The following is a 15,553-nucleotide window of genomic DNA, read 5'->3' as shown; positions in this document are numbered from 1 at the left end:
GCGGGGCCTGCGCCGGCCCCGCGCAGGGCTGCTTACTTGGCCAGCGCGAAGCTGCCCTTCATGATGCCGGAATGGCCTGGGAAGGAGCAGAAGAAGGTGTAGCTCTCACCCGCCTTGAGCTTGCTCACGTCCACGGCCACCGAATCGCTTTCGCCGCCGCCCACGACCTTGGTGTGGGCGATCACGCGGGTGTCGCCGGGCTTGATGTACTGCTTGTCCAGGCCGGCTGCGATGCCATCGTTGGCCACGGCCTGCACGTCGGCCGTCTTGGCCAGCACCCAGTTGTGGCCCATGGCCGCCTTGGGCATCTTGCCCGCATGCTTGAGCTGCACGGTGAAGCTCTTGCAGGCCTTGGGCACTTCGATGGCGGTCTTGTTGAACTGCATGGCGTCGTTGCCTTCGATCTGCACGCTGCAGTCGGCGGCGTAGAGGGGCGTGGAGACAGCGGCCAGCAGGGCTGCGGCAACGATGAAACGAGACGACATGGAGAGTCTTTCGGGATGCGGTTGAAGTCGGGATGCGGCCGCGCCAGCGCGAGCCGCAGGGGCATTGTGCGAAGCGCACCACAGCATCCGCATGACATGGATCAAGCAACCGGCAGTGGCCTTCGCACGGCCCCGCGGACTTGCGCCGCGTCAACACCGGCCGCAAGTCCCTTGCAGACACTGACCTGGCATTCACAACCAGAGCACAGCGTATGTCCAGACTGTTCGCCCTCCGGGGCACCACCCTCCTCCTTGCCGCGCTGCTGAGCGGCGGCGCCTTTGCCCAGAGCACTTCGACGCCCGAAGGCAACTGGCTCGTGCGTGCACGTGCCGTGCGGCTCGATCCGGCCAACAAGTCCAGCGCCATCCCCTCGCTGCTCGTCCCGGCCGACGCCATCCACGTCAACGACAAGACCATCCCCGAGCTGGACGTGACCTACTTCTTCACGCCCAACATCGCCGCCGAGCTGGTGCTCACCGTGCCCCAGAAGCAGCGCGTGACCGTCCAACAGAGCGCCCTGGGCGGCCCGGTGGACATCGGCAGCTTCAAGCACCTGCCGCCCACGCTGATGCTGCAGTACCACTTCCTGCCCGAGGGCACCTTCCGCCCGTACGCGGGCGTGGGCCTCAACTACACGCGCATCAGCTCGACACACCTGGCGGTGCCGACGGTGGGTGCCCTGTCGCTCGACAAGAGCAGCGTGGGCCTCGCACTGGGCGCAGGGGTGGACATCAAGATCGCCCCGCAGTGGTTCCTGAACTTCGACGTAAAGAAGGTGAAGATCGACTCCGACGTCCGTCTGGGCTGGCAGACCGTCTCGAAGGTCAAGATCGACCCCTGGCTGGTGGGCGTGGGCATCGGCTACCGCTTCTGACCTCACCCCGCAGCGAAAGCCTCACAACCTTGCGTCCATAGAGGCTATACGCGAACCCGTAAGTCCCGCGCTGCCAAGCGCGCCTACACTCAATCACCGGGCCCAAGATTCTTGCGCCCGGTTTTTTTGTGCCCTGTCTTTCCTGCAATGACGGCACAAGACGACCGGCCAGGCCAAGCGCTCATTTTTTCGTTCAACCACGATTCCCGGAGCCTGGACTGCCATGCAAATCTTCGACTACGACAACGTTCTGCTCTTGCCGCGCAAATGCCGCGTGGAGAGCCGTGCGGAATGCGACACCACCGTGCAACTCGGCAGCCGCCGGTTCAAGCTGCCGGTGGTCCCCGCCAACATGAAGACGGTCATCGACGAGGCACGCTGCCTGTGGCTCGCACAGAACGGCTACTTCTACGTGATGCATCGCTTCGACCTCGACAACCTGGCCTTCACGCGCCGAATGAAGTCACAGGGTGCGTTTGCCTCGATCTCGCTGGGCGTGAAGGACGCGGACTACCGCACCGTGGACGCCATGGCCGCGGAAGGTCTGGTGCCCGACTACGTGACCATCGACATCGCCCACGGGCATGCCGACAGCGTGCAGCGGATGATCGGCTACCTCAAGCAGAAGTTGCCGCAGACCTTCGTGATCGCGGGCAACGTCGGGACCCCCGAGGCCGTCATCGACCTCGAAAACTGGGGCGCGGACGCCACCAAGGTCGGCATCGGCCCGGGCAAGGTGTGCATCACCAAGCTCAAGACCGGGTTCGGCACGGGGGGCTGGCAACTGTCGGCGCTCAAGTGGTGCGCCCGCGTGGCCTCCAAGCCCATCATTGCCGACGGCGGCATTCGTGAGCACGGCGACATCGCCAAGAGCATCCGGTTCGGCGCCACCATGGTGATGATCGGCTCGCTGCTGGCCGGGCTCGAGGAAAGCCCCGGCGAGACCGTCGAGGTGGACGGCAAGCGCTACAAGGAATACTTCGGCTCGGCCTCGGACTTCAACAAGGGCGAATACAAGCACGTCGAAGGCAAGCGCATCCTGGAGCCGGTGCGCGGCACCTGGGAAGGCACCCTGCGCGAGATGCAGGAAGACCTGCAGAGCGCAGTGAGCTACGCCGGCGGCAAGCAGCTGATGGACATCCGCAAGGTCAACTATGTGATCCTCGGCGGCGACAACGCCGGCGAGCACCTCTTGATGTGAACGCCATTCGCGCGCCTATAATCGCGCGATTGTTGGGGGGGTAGCTCAGCTGGGAGAGCGCCGCGTTCGCAATGCGGAGGTCGGGAGTTCGATCCTCCTCCTCTCCACCAACAGATCTGACCCGTTGAAGTTTCAACGGGTTTTTTCTTTTGTACGCACTCCGGGTGTGCCACGAGGCTGCTCCACGTCAACTGGCGTCGTGCAGCGGAATCGTCAGGGTGAAGCGCACAATGCCGTCATCGGACTTGACGGTGATGTCGCCGCCATGCGCCAGTGCAATCTGCTTGCAGATGAAGAGTCCCAAGCCAAGGTTGGTTCTGTGACCTGTCTCAAACCCTTGTCCGCGCTTCAAGGGTTCGAAGATTCCTTCCAATTTGTCGTCCGCAATCTTTCCTGCATTGCAGACCTGAATTTCCGCCACGTCACCAGCCTTTTTCAGTTTTGCCTTGACCACCCCTGCAGTGCCGTGCTCTGCCGCATTGGACAGCAAGTTGGCGAAGGCCTCGCGCACGCGAGATACATCAAAGCTGCCTTCAATGGTCTGGATGACGTCAAAGGAAATTTCCTGGTGAGGGAAAGCTGCTCGAAGAATTTCCAACTCCTCGAGCAATTCCTTGCTCATATTGGATCTGCTTTTCTTCAGCGTCATTGCAGAACCACCGCGACTGCTGCTGTAGTCAAGCAACGAATCCAGCATGGTGCCTATGCGCTTTGAGCTGTTGGAGATCGTCAACAGGTGACTTCTTGCTTCAGAGGGGAAAGCGCTTTGCAGATATTTTGCCGTCAACGAAATGGCATTGAGAGGGGCACGGAGGTCGTGACCGATGACGCCGAGGAAAATATGCCTCCAGTGTTCGACCTTCGCCTCAAATGCCTCTGTGGATTCAGCCACGGCCTGATCGATCGCTTCATTGAAACGAACGAGATCGTCGACCACATCGGCTTCACTGCTATTGCTTTCCAGCCAAAGCCGAATAATCGTCGCCCGCAGCGCGCGATACTCTGAAATCAGCTGGCTGACCGTCAGGCCACTCTGGGCCCGAGCCTCCCCATGCTCTTCGGCCGCCGTCACCGTGGAGGATCTTGGTGCCAGTCCCTGGCTCTTGTCGTAGGCCTGCGTCCTACTCTGCGCCGTTCGCAAGTCCGACGAGATGTCGCCAAGGCACTGCGCAAAATGATCGCGGAGGGTTTTTTCTGACGCGGTCTTCAATGCGGGAAGTGTTTTCGCGAACGCGGCCGCCTCGCGCAGGATTTCTTCTTCGTTCTGTTCTAGAAAATCTGCGAGCCTCATAGGTGATTCCAAATTGTGGGAAACGAAATGAATGGGAAGCGCCTACTGGTGGTGGACGATGAGACGCAGGCAACTGCGTTGTTGAAGCTTATCCTAGAGTCGGAGATCGAGGGCTGTTCCGTCCTTGTGGCCCACGACGGACTGGAGGCGGTGGACACCGCGGACCGCTCTGCTCCTCATGCCGTCGTCATGGATCTGGAGATGCCCAAGCTGGACGGCGAGCGAGCGGCGCGCCTCATCGCCAAGCACTCACGAGACGCGCAGCCCCTTTTGATTGCCCTGTCCGGAAACGTTCACCGCCTGGCCGCAATGAAGATCGGTGACCCGTTTCATCATCTGCTGAGCAAGCCGGTGGACATGGACGGGCTGCTGGCCATCCTGCGTTGACGCGCAATTCTGGGGCCACCCCATATTTGAGTGAAGACCCACACGGAAATAGGCGTTGTCTGACATACGGTGGCGCAATATTTGGCCCGTAAACGTCCGCGTTTGCGATATCGGTGTCATGACGCTTGGTTTGTGCGCCATACCTTTGGCCCTAACCCTGCTTTAGGGACTTCCCCGCAACTGAGCTTCTTTGCCCATTTCTTGTTGCCATTCGAGGCAAGTCGTCATCGATCATCGCGGCTCAGCGCTCCGGCCGCTTCTTTCCGCTCACCATTGCGCCCACCAGGTTCTCCCGGTGCCGCAGACTCATCCAAACGGCGGCGGTCACATGGACACCGACCAGCCCCACGACCGTCCAGGCGGAGGCCCTGTGCAGTTGCTCCAGCCAGGCAAGACCCCAGAAGGCGTCGGTCGTGAAAAGCGCCCCGGTCGTGCAAGTCACCACCAGCGCGACGAGCAGCGCGATCACCATCCAACCGCCAAGCGGGTTGTGGCCAAGGTAACGCTGCTCGCGGCCGGCCAGCAACGTCCGCGCATACTGGCGGACCGCCCGCGGCCTGCGCACGAACGCCGTGAACCGGGCATGCGGCCCGCCCCAGACGCCGATCAGTATGCGTGCGACAGCGGCCGCGAGGGCCAGGTACCCGGCGAGATCATGGACATGCTGGTACGCCTCGCCGGCGAACCATGCCGTCGTGACTCCCACGATGAAAGCCAGGTGGCAGACGCGCTGCGGCACGCTCCACACGGCGACCGTGGCCGCGTCCTTCGAACCTGCGCTCGCCATCGGTGGCACTACGACGGTTGCGCGACTTCGCCGACCTTCTCAAAGGTCTTGGGGTTGAAGAAGACCTCGACCCGGCGGCCGGCAGCATCGAAGCCGTAGACCTCGTAGCAACCGTTGAAATTCTTGATCTGCCGCACTTTCCAGCCTTCTCCGCTCAGCTTGCGTTGCAGCTCCATCTGCGGCCGCATCTCCTCTTTGGGCATCGCTTCGCAGCGCACGGCTGCATGGTCGACAGTCTGGGCGTGGAGCACGGCGCACGGGGCCGCAAGCAGGAGCGCGAGGGCGGGAAACCGGAAGTCGTTGCGTCTGTTCATGATCAGGTGGTGATGCTTGAAGGCTTCACACGTCGAGCCACATGCGAAGCAGGTTGTGATAAGTGCTGGTGAGGCCCACCACCCCCGGGTCGGTTTCACCGAAGCGGCTGCGCACGTGCCGCAGGTGGTTGTCCATCTCGAAGAGAAGCCGTCGCTGCTCGTCGCTGCGCACCATGCTCTGGATCCAGAAATAGCTGGCCAGGCGATGGCCGCGCGTAACGGGCAGGACACGGTGCACGCTGGTGCCCGGATAGAGCACCATGTCGCCCGCCGCGAGCTTGACGCGCTGTTCACCGAAGGTGTCCTCGACCACCAGTTCGCCGCCGTCGTAGTCCGCCGGATCGGCAAGGAAAACGGTGCACGACACGTCGGTGCGCACGCGGCCCGCTCCATTGCGGAGAAAGCGCACCGCGCTGTCCACATGATTTCCGAAGCTGTTGGACGCGCCGCCGTACCGGTTGAACAGCGGCGGCGAGATGTGCTTGGGCAATGCAGCTGAGAAGAAGACCGCGTGCCGCTCGAGACCCCGGAGCAGCAGCTGCTGCACTGCCACGGTGGCGTCGCAGTCCTCGCGAAGCTGCTGGTTGTTCTTCGCATGGGCCGACTGCTCGCCGGCAGTGAGCCGACCATCCTCCCAGGGCGCATCGGCCAGGATCGATTGCGCCTCGCGGAGTTCAGCCGCGTCGAGCAGACCTTGGATGTGGACCAGCATCTCGCAAGCGTACCGATGTCAGAACCGCGTGCCCAGCGTGAAGAGCACCGTGCGGGCCTGGCCCGCGATGGCGAAGCCGGGATACAGCTGATCGCCGTAGAGCTTGTTGGTCACGTTGGTGACGTTGATCTGCGCATAGACGTCAGGCGTGAACTTGTACTCGGCCATCAGGTCGCCGACCACGTAACCGGGCGTACGGGCGGTGTAGCTGGCCGCGCCGCTGGTGCCCTGGAGCGGTCGGTTCTCCGAAGCGCCGCGAATGCCGCCCGCGATCCGGAACTTGGGGGTGGCCTGGTAGCTGATCCAGGCGGCGCCACTGTGCTTGGGCGTCAAACCGACACGGGCGCCCACGGTGCCGGGCGTGGCGGTGCTGCCCACCTTGTCGATCGTTGCGCGGGGGATGAACGAGTACGAGAAGTACACCTCCCACTGCGCGTTGAGCCGGCCGATGACGTCCAGTTCGAGCCCCTGCGAATGGCGCTTGCCCGACAGCAGGTACGAGTCGCCGGCGAAGTCGGAGTCGCTCGTCCGCTCGTTGGTCTTCTCGGTCTTGAACAGCGCTGCACGCGTGGACAGCTTGCCGTCCAGCCAATCGAGCTTGGCACCGATCTCGATGTTGCGGCTCTTCTCGGGCGGCGTGTTCGCCGTCTGCGGCGTGACGTACTGGTAGGTGTCCGCCGACGCGTTGAACGAGGTGCCGTACGAGATGTGGTACGACTGCGTCGGCGACGGTTGATACAGCACACCGGTGCGGTAACTCCAGGCGCCCTGGGACAGGTGGGTGGTGGTCGTCACCGGGATCGGCGAACCCGGGCGGTAGGTCTGCACACCGCCCTGGCAGAAGTTCGTCGGCGAGGCGATCGTCGCGCCGGTGGTGCGGTTCACGCAGCTGGGGTTGGTGTAGCTGTACTGGTCGAAATCGCCCGAGAGCCTGTCGTAGCGGACCCCGCCCAGGATCTTCCACTCCGGCGCCACCTGCACCAGGTCCTGCAGATAGACGCCGAAGGCCTTGGCCGAATAGGCACTGGAAGGCCGGTACGACGGCGTCAATCCCGATCCGCCCAAGACCGCGCCGTCGCCCGACGTGCCGACGAAGGTGCTGGGCCGCGTTCCCAGTGTGAGGCCGCGCCCGCTGGCGTTGAAGAGATAGCCGTTGTTCTGGAACCGGTCGGCCGACTCTTTCGAGGCGTCGACGCCGGCCAGCAGCGAGTGCCGCGTGCTGCCGAGCTCGAACTCCTTGCTGTAGTCGCTCTGCAGGTAGGTGCCCTTGTACTGGTCCTTGCGCGGCGTCAGCGCGGCCCGTGTGAGCACGGTCGCATCGTTCAGGTTGGCGGCCGTCGTCGGCTGGCCGAAGGTGGTGCCGAAGCCGGCCACCGAGGCCTCCTGCTGGCGGTCGAACGTGCCCGAGCGGATCTGCGTCTTCAACTCGCTGCCGTCGGCGAAGCGGTGCAGCCACGAAGCATTGCCATAGTCCGCCTTGCCAAGCAGCTTGTCCGCGGTGGTGCCGTAGAAGTTGCCAGGCCGCGTCTGCGCAAGCGTGCTCAGCGCGCCGAAGGTGGGCACGCCGCGGGCGTTGTAGCCCGTCAATCCTTGGCGGCCATCCTGGATCCAGCGCACGGCCGACAGCGGCCGGTTGTCGACATCGAGGTGGAACAACCCGACGTTGAATTCGTTGTCGGAGCCGATGCCCCAGCTGTACGACGGCGCGATCCCGTTCTTGTCGATCTTGGCGCCGTCGTTGTACGCCTTGTTCCACATGGCGTTCAGCCGGAACGCGCTGTCCTCGCCCGTGCGCTTGTTGAAATCCACCGTCGTCCGGTAATAGCTGCCGGAGCCCACGGTGCCAACCACGTCGGTCTGGTCCGCGAGCAGCGGCTTCTTGGTCACCTGGTTGATCACCCCGCCCGTCGACCCCCGGCCGAAGATCATCGAAGCCGCACCGCGCATCACTTCGATGCGCTCCAGGTTGAAGGTGTCGCGGTCGTACTGCGAGGGATCGCGCATGCCGTCGATCAGCAGGTCACCCGTGCTCGCCACCGGGAAGCCACGCAGGCGGATGTCCTGGTCGGTGCCGTTCTCGGTGGCCGCGAAGGTGATGCCCGCCGAGTAGTGCAGTGCGTCCTTCAGCGTGTCGAGCTTCACGTCGTCGATCAGCTTTTCGGTGATGACGTTGATCGACTGTGGGATGTCGCGGATGTCCTGCGTGCCCTTGCCGATGCTGGTCTTCTTGGTCTGCAGGTCTTCCTTGCCCTGTCGCTCCCGCTCGCCGGTGACGGTCACCGTGCTCAGGGTGCCGCCAGCGGGCTCGGGTTGCTGGGCCCAGCTCGTCACCGACGCGGCGAGCATGAGTGCCCCGAGGGGAAAAGCAGAACGTTCGACGAACGCGGAAGAAGGGGCAACGGCCTGTTGCGCCGGGTGCGGATGACGAGCCAAGTCGGCCTCCAAGATGACCAGGAAGGGAAGAGGCTGGCTGTCCGCGGGGATCTGGCTTGCCGGGAAGCGGCGGAATATATCCGCGATGTCTTCACCGATGTTGCTGAGAATGACTATTGTTTCATTTGCGCAACGCACCCTGACCGACGATTCCCCAGGACGCTCGAAAGCCGGTGCGCGTGCCGGACGACCGGTCGGTTGGGCCCGGGCCGCCTGCAGCGATCGGCCCTGCTGCCACTCGCGGGCGGCGCGCCCCTCAGACGTGTCGGCCGAATTCGGCCAGGGCCGCGCTGGATGTCTCGGTGCGGTTGCGTCCGTTCGCCTTGGCCCGGTACAGGGCGGCATCCGCCGATCGCAGCAGCTCCCGCGCATGAAGCCCATGGGTCGGGAATTCGGCGATGCCGCAGGACAGCGTGGCGCCGATCCATCCGTCGCCGCGGCGGATGGGCTTGCCGACGAATGCCAACCGCAGCTGCTCGGCGGTGTTCCGCGCCGCGTCGGCGTCCCGGCCTGGCAACACCAGCACGAATTCCTCGCCACCGTAGCGGTAGACCAGGTCGTCCTGGCCCACCGCGACGTCCTTCATGAGGAGCGCCAGCGCCTGCAGCACCTCGTCGCCCACCGCGTGGCCATGCTCGTCATTGACGTGCTTGAAGTGATCGATGTCGACGACCAGCAGCGCCAGCGGACGGCCCTGGGCACGTGCCAGGTCCACCGCGGAGGGCAAGGCCTTTTCGAGATGGCGTCGGTTGAGCAGGCCGGTCAGCGGATCGCACATCGTCTGCTGATAAAGCTGGGCCTGCAGCGCCTCGATTTCCTTGACCTGGGCCCGGAGCTTCATTTCGCTCGCATGCTGGTACATGGCGCGTCGGTAGCCGTCGAGCGCGTACGTCACGAAGAACAGGGTGAGCGACAGCATCGACAGCGCGGTGGTGCGCAGATCGGTATCGAAGTGCAGCGCCCTGCCGGAGCCAGCCAACGCGACCAGACCGGCGCCCAGGCCCATGGCGGCCAGCACCATGGGCAGGCCGCGCAGGCCGTAGAACACGACCATGTGCAGACAGGCGCCTGCAAACATGGCGAAGGCGATCCACAACGGGAACCCCAGGCCTGCCATCCAGCAGCCGGCCCAGAACCCGTCCAGCAGCTGGTTGCGATGCTCGGCCTTGCGCTGGTCGTCGGCATGCAAGGCCACGAAGTAAGCCACCTGCGGATAGACGGCGAACTGCAGCACGAGCAGCACCCAGGTCATCGGCGACGCGCCGACCTGCAGCAGGTACGAAGCCACGGTCAGCAACAGAAGCACATAGAAGATGCTTCTGTTGCGTCGGTTCATCCGGACCACCCAGTAGACGCGCCGCCTGTGGGCAGAACGGGGCGGCGCGCGAAAGGGCAATGTCTTCACGGCCGGATCGGGGGGCGAACGCGCGTCCTGCCGCGGCGAATACGTTTGAGGGGCTCCATCTCGGCGGCCATTCTGCGACATATTGCACGACGCGCACGCGCGCGCCTCGTCCCTACAACCTAGGCCATACCGCCGAGATCGCGTTGCCCGGCCTGGTGCAGCCGTGCCGCCTAACCCACGGCGCGCGACTGGCCCTTCCAGTAGGGCTCCCGCAGCACCCGCTTGAGAACCTTGCCGCTCGGGTTGCGTGGCAGCGTCTCCACGATGTCGATGGTCTTCGGGCACTTGTAGTGCGCCAGGTGCTCGCGCATGAAGTCGATGATGGCGCGCGCATCCGCCGCGGTGCCCGGCCGCAGCACCACGCAGGCCTTGACCGATTCGCCCCAGGTCGCATCGGGCACGCCGATGACGGCGCCGTCGGCCACGGCCGGGTGGCGCATCAGCACGTTCTCCACCTCCGCCGGATAGATGTTCTCGCCACCCGAGACGATCATGTCCTTGATGCGGTCGTTGATGTAGAGATAGCCGTCCTTCACATAGCCAGCGTCGCCCGAGCGGAACCAGCCGCCATTCGCATTGCGACCCTCTGGGTAGGCCGCGGCCGTGGCCTCGGGGTTGCGCCAGTATTCCTTGAGGTTGCGATCGGACTCGATCCAGACCTCGCCCACTTCCCCATCGGGCAGGTCCTTGAAATCGATGGGATCGACGATGCGGATACGCCCACCCCCGATGGGCCGGCCCGCCGAGCGCAGCAGTTCGGCATTGCCGGCGCGGTGGTCATCGGGGAAGAGGAAGGTGGCCGGACCGGACACCTCGGTCAGCCCATAGACCTGCAGGAAGTCGCAGCCGAAGACCTCGAAGGCGCGCTGCAGAACCGACTCGCTCACCGGCGAGCCACCATAGGCCATGAGCTGCAGACCGCTGAAGTCGAAGGACTTCGCCTCGGGCACCTGCAGCATGAACAGCATCATGGCCGGCACCACGAAGGTGTGGGTGATGCCGTGCTGGGCGAAGGCGGCAAGATAGCTGCGCGGATCGAAGTCCGGGTAGGACGAGGTCTGGCCGCCGGTGTAGAGCGTGAGCAGCAGCATCGTCATGCCCGCCACATGGAAGACCGGCAGCGGATTGCCCATCACATGCCGATGGTCGAACTTCCAATCATGCGACACCGTGCGCGAGGTGGACAGAAGGCCCGCGTGCGTCAGCACGATGCCCTTGGGCAGGCCCGTGGTGCCCGAGGAATAGAGCTGGAGCGCCGCATCGTGCGTGTCCGCGGCGACCGCCACGAAGGTGTCCGGCTGGCCCGAGCACCACTGGGCCAGGGAGGGCAGCGCCGAGTCGCCCGCGGTGCCCACCAGGACGCGCACGCCCGGCAGCTCGGCCTTCTCCACCACCGGCAGGAACTCGGCATCGACCATGAGGAATGGCGCCTTGCCGTGGTTGACGATGTACTCCACCTCCTTCGCGGCCAGCCGCCAGTTCACCGGCATGCACACGGCGCCGACCTTGCAGGCCGCCAGCGTCACGAGCATGCAGTCCAGATGCTGCTTGGTGAGCACCGCCACGCGCGTGCCGCGGCCCATGCCGCCAGCGACCAGCGCATGGGCGATCCGGTTGGTGGAGGCGTCGACATCGCGGTAGCTGAGTCGGCGCTCGCCCTGGCGGTAGGCGATGGCGTCCGGCCGCTCGGCCAGCTGCCGGCGCAGGCCATCGAGAAGGGTGAGGTCTTCCATGGGTGTCTCCGTTGTCGGTGGTGTCGGGGTGCACATGCAGCGCGCCGTGTCGCGGGCACTGCCCTGTCGTGTCGGGCCGCCGGTGCGGCGGCGCGCGCGGCAATCGCCTCAGGCCGGCGTAGCAGCGGGGGCCTGGGCCTCGATCTCGGCCACCACACGGCTCGCCGCCACCTGGTCGCCGGGCTTCACGTGCAGTGCGATCAGCCGGCCGGTCACCGGTGCGGCATGCACGTGTTCCATCTTCATCGCCTCCAGCGTCAGGACCGGCTGGCCGGCCTGCACCGTGTCGCCGATAGCGGCCTGCACGGCCACCACGCGGCCGTTCATGGAGGCGCGCACCTTGCCGTCGCCGCCCGGATCGCCCTGGCGGGCCGCAGCGGCGCGGGTGCGGTCCTCGATGCGGATCGGCAGGCCGGCGTACTGCATCAGCAGGTTGGCGCCGTCACGGTGGAAGACGACGCTCTCCTCAAGACCATCGCAGGTGAAGCGTGCGCGGTGCCCCTCCATGGTCCGCAGCGCGATGCGGTGGTGGGTATCGCCCAAGCCGACCGCGAAGGCGCCCTCTGCCGTCAGCACCACGCTGGCGACCACGGTCTCGCCGCCCACCTGCAGCCGCATGCCGATGGGCAGGCTCGGCGCCAGCCGGCGCTGGCCGGGCGCCTGCGGTGCCGCGGTGGTCTCGTACAGCAGCACGGCGGCGATGGCCGCGGCCCGCGCGCGCAGGGCCGCATCGGGCGCCAGCAGCGCGGCCAGGTGCTCGGCGATGAAGGCGGTGGTCGCGCCACCGGCGGCAAAGACCTCGTGGCCCAGGCAGCGGTGCAGGAAGGCCTGGTTGGTGGTCACGCCCAGCGCCACCGCGTCCTCCAGGCCGGCCATCAGCAGGCGGCGCGCGTCCTCGCGGCTGTCGCCGCGGGCGATGAGCTTGGCGATCATCGAGTCGTAGTAGGGCGGGATCTCGGCGCCGGACTGCAGCGCATGCTCCACCCGCAGCTGCGGCGGCATCTGCCACAGGGCCATGGTGCCGCTCTGGGGCATGAAGCCCTGGTCGGCGTCCTCGGCGCACAGGCGCACCTCGATGGCATGGCCGCTGAACTGCACATCCTCCTGCGCGATGGCGAGCGGCTCGCCCGCGGCCACACGCAACTGCAGTGCCACCAGGTCCAGGCCCGTGATCGCCTCGGTGACCGGATGCTCCACCTGCAGCCGCGTGTTCATTTCCATGAAGTAGTAGCGGCCCTCGGCGTCGAGCAGGAACTCGAGCGTGCCCGCGCCTTCGTAGCGGATGGCCTTCACGGCGGCCACGGCGGTGGCGCCCATGCGCGCGCGCAGGTCGGCGTCGACGGCGGGCGATGGCGCCTCCTCGATCAGCTTCTGATGCCGGCGCTGCACCGAGCAGTCGCGCTCGCCCAGGTGGATGGCGTGGCCGTGGCGGTCGGCGAACACCTGCATCTCGATGTGCCGCGGCCGCACGATGGCGCGCTCCAGGATCACCTCGGGGTCGCCGAAGGCGCTCTGCGCTTCGGAGCGGGCGCTGCGCAGCAGCTCGGGAAACTCGGCCGCGCTGTTCACCAGCCGCATGCCCCGGCCGCCGCCGCCTGCCGTGGCCTTGATCATGACCGGGAAGCCGATGCGCCCCGCCTCGTCGGCCAGGCGCGCCTCGCTCTGGTCCTCGCCCTGATAGCCCGGAATGCACGGCACGCCCGCGGCCTGCATCAGCACCTTGGCGCCGGCCTTGTTGCCCATGGCGCGGATCGCCTCGGCCGAGGGGCCGATGAAGACCAGCCCGGCGTCGTGGCAGGCCTGGGCGAAGTCCTCGTTCTCGGCCAGGAAGCCGTAGCCCGGGTGCACCGCATCGGCGCCGCTGCGGCGCGCGGCGTCGATGAGCGCGGGAATGTGCAGGTAGCTCTGCGCGGGCAGCGGCTCGCCGATGCACACCGCCTGGTCGGCCTCGCGCACATGGCGTGCGCCGGCATCGGCGGTGGAATGGACGGCCACGGTGCGGTAGCCCAGGGCCCGGGCGGTGCGGATGATGCGCAGCGCGATCTCGCCGCGGTTGGCGATCAGGATCTTTCGGAAGGGCGTGCGCGCGGGGGTGTCGACGGTCATGGCGTGGGTGCTCGATCGGTCGCGGGAGGTCATGGCCGTGCCACGGAGAACTGCATGGCTTGCGGCTGCCGGCGCTCGGCATCGCGGCAGATGGCCAGCACGTTGCCCAGCACGGCGCGGGTGTCGCGCGGGTCGATCACGCCGTCGTCCAGCAGGTGCGCGCTGGTGGTGAACACGCTCATCTGGCTGTCGAAGCGCTCGACGATGCGGCGTTCCAGCTCGACCAGCCTGGCGTGGTCCACCTCGCCGCCCTTGCGCTTCATGGCGGCCTCGGTCACGTTGACCATGGTCTGCGCCGCCTGCTCGCCGCCCATCACCGCCGTCTTTGCATTGGGCCAGCTGAAGCAGAAGCGCGGGTGGAAGCCACGGCCGCACATGCCGTAGTTGCCGGCGCCGAAGGAGGCACCGCAGTAGATCGTGATCTGCGGCACCGTCGCATTGGTCACGGCCTGGATCATCTTGGAGCCGTGCTTGATGATGCCGGCCTCTTCGTAGGCGCGGCCCACCATGAAGCCGGTCGTGTTGTTGAGGTAGAGGATGGGCGTGCGCGACTGGCAGCAGGCCTGGATGAAGTGCGTGGCCTTGGCCGCTCCGGCCGGGTCGATGGGCCCGTTGTTGGTGACGATGCCCAGCGGCATGCCTTCGATCCTGATGTGGCCGACGACCGTTGCGCCGCCGTAGCCGGCGCCGAATTCGAGGAAGTCGGAGTCGTCGGCGATGCGGGCGATGACCTGCTTCATGTCCACGGGCCGCTTGTGGTCCATGGGCATGATGCCCAGCAGTTCCCCCGCGTCATGGCGCGGCGGCTTGAAGGGCCGCACCGGCTCGGCCGGCATGCTGCGCTGCCAGTCGATGTTGGCCAGGATCTCGCGGGCCAGGCGGATGGCGTCGCGGTCGTCCTCGGCCAGGTAGTCGCCGAGGCCGGAGATGCTGGTGTGCATGAGGGCGCCGCCCAGTTCCTCCTCGGTCGCGATCTCGCCGGTGGCGGCCTTGAGCAGCGGCGGCCCGGCCAGGAAGGCCCGCGAGCGGCCGCGCACCATGATGATGTAGTCCGACAGGCCCGTCTGGTAGGCCCCGCCCGCGGTGGACGAGCCATGCGTGACGGTGACCACCGGCAGGCCGGCCGCGGAGATGCGCGCAAGGTTGCGGAACAGGGTGCCGCCGGTGACGAATTCCTCGACCTTGTAGGTCATGAGGTTGGCGCCGGCCGACTCCACCAGTTGCACGTAGGGCAGCTTGTTCTCCAGCGCCAGCTCCTGCATGCGAAGCTGCTTGGGGATGCCCATGGGCTGCAGGGCGCCGGCGTCGATGCCGGAGTCCGAGGCATTGACCATGACCCGCACCCCGCTGACCCAGCCGATGCCGCCGATGACGCCGCCGCCGGGGACGCTCTTCTCGAGATCCGGGTTGTCGAGGCCCAGGCCGGCGAGGGCACCGATCTCGAGGAAGGGCGTGCCGGGGTCGAGCAGCAGGGCCAGCCGCTCGCGTGGGAGCAACTGGCCGCGCTTCTCGAAGCGCTCTCTGGACTTGGCAGAGGTGGTGATGCTGCGTTGCTGGTAGGTGCGCACGCGCTCGATCAGCGCGAGCATGCCGGCGCGGTTGGCTTCGAAGGCATCGCTGCCGGGGGAGATGGTCGACTCGATGATGGCCATGGGCTGCTTCTGGTGCATGCGTCTGCGGTGCTGCGGACGCCTGCCATGTGGGATGGGGTCAGCTTAGGCAGCGAGGCGTTGCGGGTCTTGCGCGAAGTGGCTGTCTGGCGTGAGCGGGGCACTTCGGTCGGGGGTGCACGGCGCACTTCGGTCCGGGGTGCGCGCGTCGGGG

General features: G+C 66.2%; 13 protein-coding genes and 1 tRNA gene. 4 read left to right on the top strand and 10 right to left on the bottom strand.

Going from position 1 to position 15,553, the window contains the following annotated elements; translation table 11 throughout:
* Positions 1 to 32: 32 nt before the first annotated feature.
* The gene (gene azu, locus BXA03_RS00815) at positions 33 to 485 is read right to left on the bottom strand and encodes an azurin (RefSeq protein WP_076503297.1); all 453 of its coding nucleotides are present in this window, start codon (positions 483 to 485) and stop codon (positions 33 to 35) included.
* 212 nt (positions 486 to 697) lie between these two features.
* Here azu and BXA03_RS00810 point away from each other — a divergent pair, with 212 nt between their 5' ends.
* From BXA03_RS00810 to BXA03_RS00800, 3 genes are all read left to right on the top strand, one after another.
* On the top strand, positions 698 to 1,360 hold the full coding sequence (locus tag BXA03_RS00810) for an OmpW/AlkL family protein (RefSeq protein ID WP_076503296.1): 663 nt from the start codon (positions 698 to 700) through the stop codon (positions 1,358 to 1,360).
* Positions 1,361 to 1,583: 223 nt separating this feature from the next.
* A complete protein-coding gene (locus tag BXA03_RS00805; protein WP_058641074.1) occupies positions 1,584 to 2,561 on the top strand; it encodes a GMP reductase in 978 nt (325 codons plus the stop codon).
* A gap of 34 nt (positions 2,562 to 2,595) precedes the next feature.
* Positions 2,596 to 2,671, top strand: a tRNA-Ala gene (locus BXA03_RS00800).
* A 77-nt stretch (positions 2,672 to 2,748) separates the two neighbouring features.
* Here BXA03_RS00800 and BXA03_RS00795 read toward each other — a convergent pair.
* On the bottom strand, positions 2,749 to 3,852 hold the full coding sequence (locus BXA03_RS00795) for a sensor histidine kinase (RefSeq protein ID WP_076503295.1): 1,104 nt from the start codon (positions 3,850 to 3,852) through the stop codon (positions 2,749 to 2,751).
* A gap of 27 nt (positions 3,853 to 3,879) precedes the next feature.
* On the opposite strand from BXA03_RS00795, the gene BXA03_RS00790 reads away from it, so the two are divergent.
* Positions 3,880 to 4,239: a response regulator gene (locus tag BXA03_RS00790; protein WP_076503294.1), complete on the top strand. Its 360-nt coding sequence runs from the start codon at positions 3,880 to 3,882 to the stop codon at positions 4,237 to 4,239.
* 241 nt (positions 4,240 to 4,480) lie between these two features.
* Here BXA03_RS00790 and BXA03_RS00785 read toward each other — a convergent pair whose 3' ends face one another.
* The 8 genes from BXA03_RS00785 to BXA03_RS00750 form a co-directional block, all read right to left on the bottom strand.
* On the bottom strand, positions 4,481 to 5,026 hold the full coding sequence (locus BXA03_RS00785) for a cytochrome b/b6 domain-containing protein (protein ID WP_076503293.1): 546 nt from the start codon (positions 5,024 to 5,026) through the stop codon (positions 4,481 to 4,483).
* Positions 5,027 to 5,034: 8 nt separating this feature from the next.
* Positions 5,035 to 5,340: a PepSY domain-containing protein gene (locus BXA03_RS00780; protein WP_076503292.1), complete on the bottom strand. Its 306-nt coding sequence runs from the start codon at positions 5,338 to 5,340 to the stop codon at positions 5,035 to 5,037.
* A 25-nt stretch (positions 5,341 to 5,365) separates the two neighbouring features.
* Positions 5,366 to 6,052: a Fe2+-dependent dioxygenase gene (locus tag BXA03_RS00775; protein ID WP_076503291.1), complete on the bottom strand. Its 687-nt coding sequence runs from the start codon at positions 6,050 to 6,052 to the stop codon at positions 5,366 to 5,368.
* Between the two features lie 18 nt (positions 6,053 to 6,070).
* Positions 6,071 to 8,398, bottom strand: a complete 2,328-nt coding sequence (locus BXA03_RS00770) for a TonB-dependent receptor (protein ID WP_076503290.1) — start codon at positions 8,396 to 8,398, stop codon at positions 6,071 to 6,073.
* Between the two features lie 343 nt (positions 8,399 to 8,741).
* Positions 8,742 to 9,821 carry a GGDEF domain-containing protein gene (locus BXA03_RS00765; protein WP_076503289.1) on the bottom strand — a complete coding sequence of 360 codons (1,080 nt, stop codon included), beginning with the start codon at positions 9,819 to 9,821 and terminating at the stop codon, positions 8,742 to 8,744.
* A 239-nt stretch (positions 9,822 to 10,060) separates the two neighbouring features.
* Positions 10,061 to 11,623, bottom strand: a complete 1,563-nt coding sequence (locus tag BXA03_RS00760) for a long-chain-fatty-acid--CoA ligase (RefSeq protein ID WP_076503288.1) — start codon at positions 11,621 to 11,623, stop codon at positions 10,061 to 10,063.
* A 108-nt stretch (positions 11,624 to 11,731) separates the two neighbouring features.
* A complete protein-coding gene (locus tag BXA03_RS00755; protein ID WP_083715792.1) occupies positions 11,732 to 13,729 on the bottom strand; it encodes an acetyl/propionyl/methylcrotonyl-CoA carboxylase subunit alpha in 1,998 nt (665 codons plus the stop codon).
* A 29-nt stretch (positions 13,730 to 13,758) separates the two neighbouring features.
* On the bottom strand, positions 13,759 to 15,381 hold the full coding sequence (locus BXA03_RS00750) for an acyl-CoA carboxylase subunit beta (RefSeq protein WP_076503652.1): 1,623 nt from the start codon (positions 15,379 to 15,381) through the stop codon (positions 13,759 to 13,761).
* Positions 15,382 to 15,553: the final 172 nt, after the last annotated feature.

The organism is Pseudacidovorax sp. RU35E (assembly GCF_900156165.1).
Taxonomy (GTDB): domain Bacteria; phylum Pseudomonadota; class Gammaproteobacteria; order Burkholderiales; family Burkholderiaceae_C; genus Xenophilus.
Note: the sequence above shows the minus strand (reverse complement) of the source record. Positions and strands in the feature narration are given on the sequence as shown.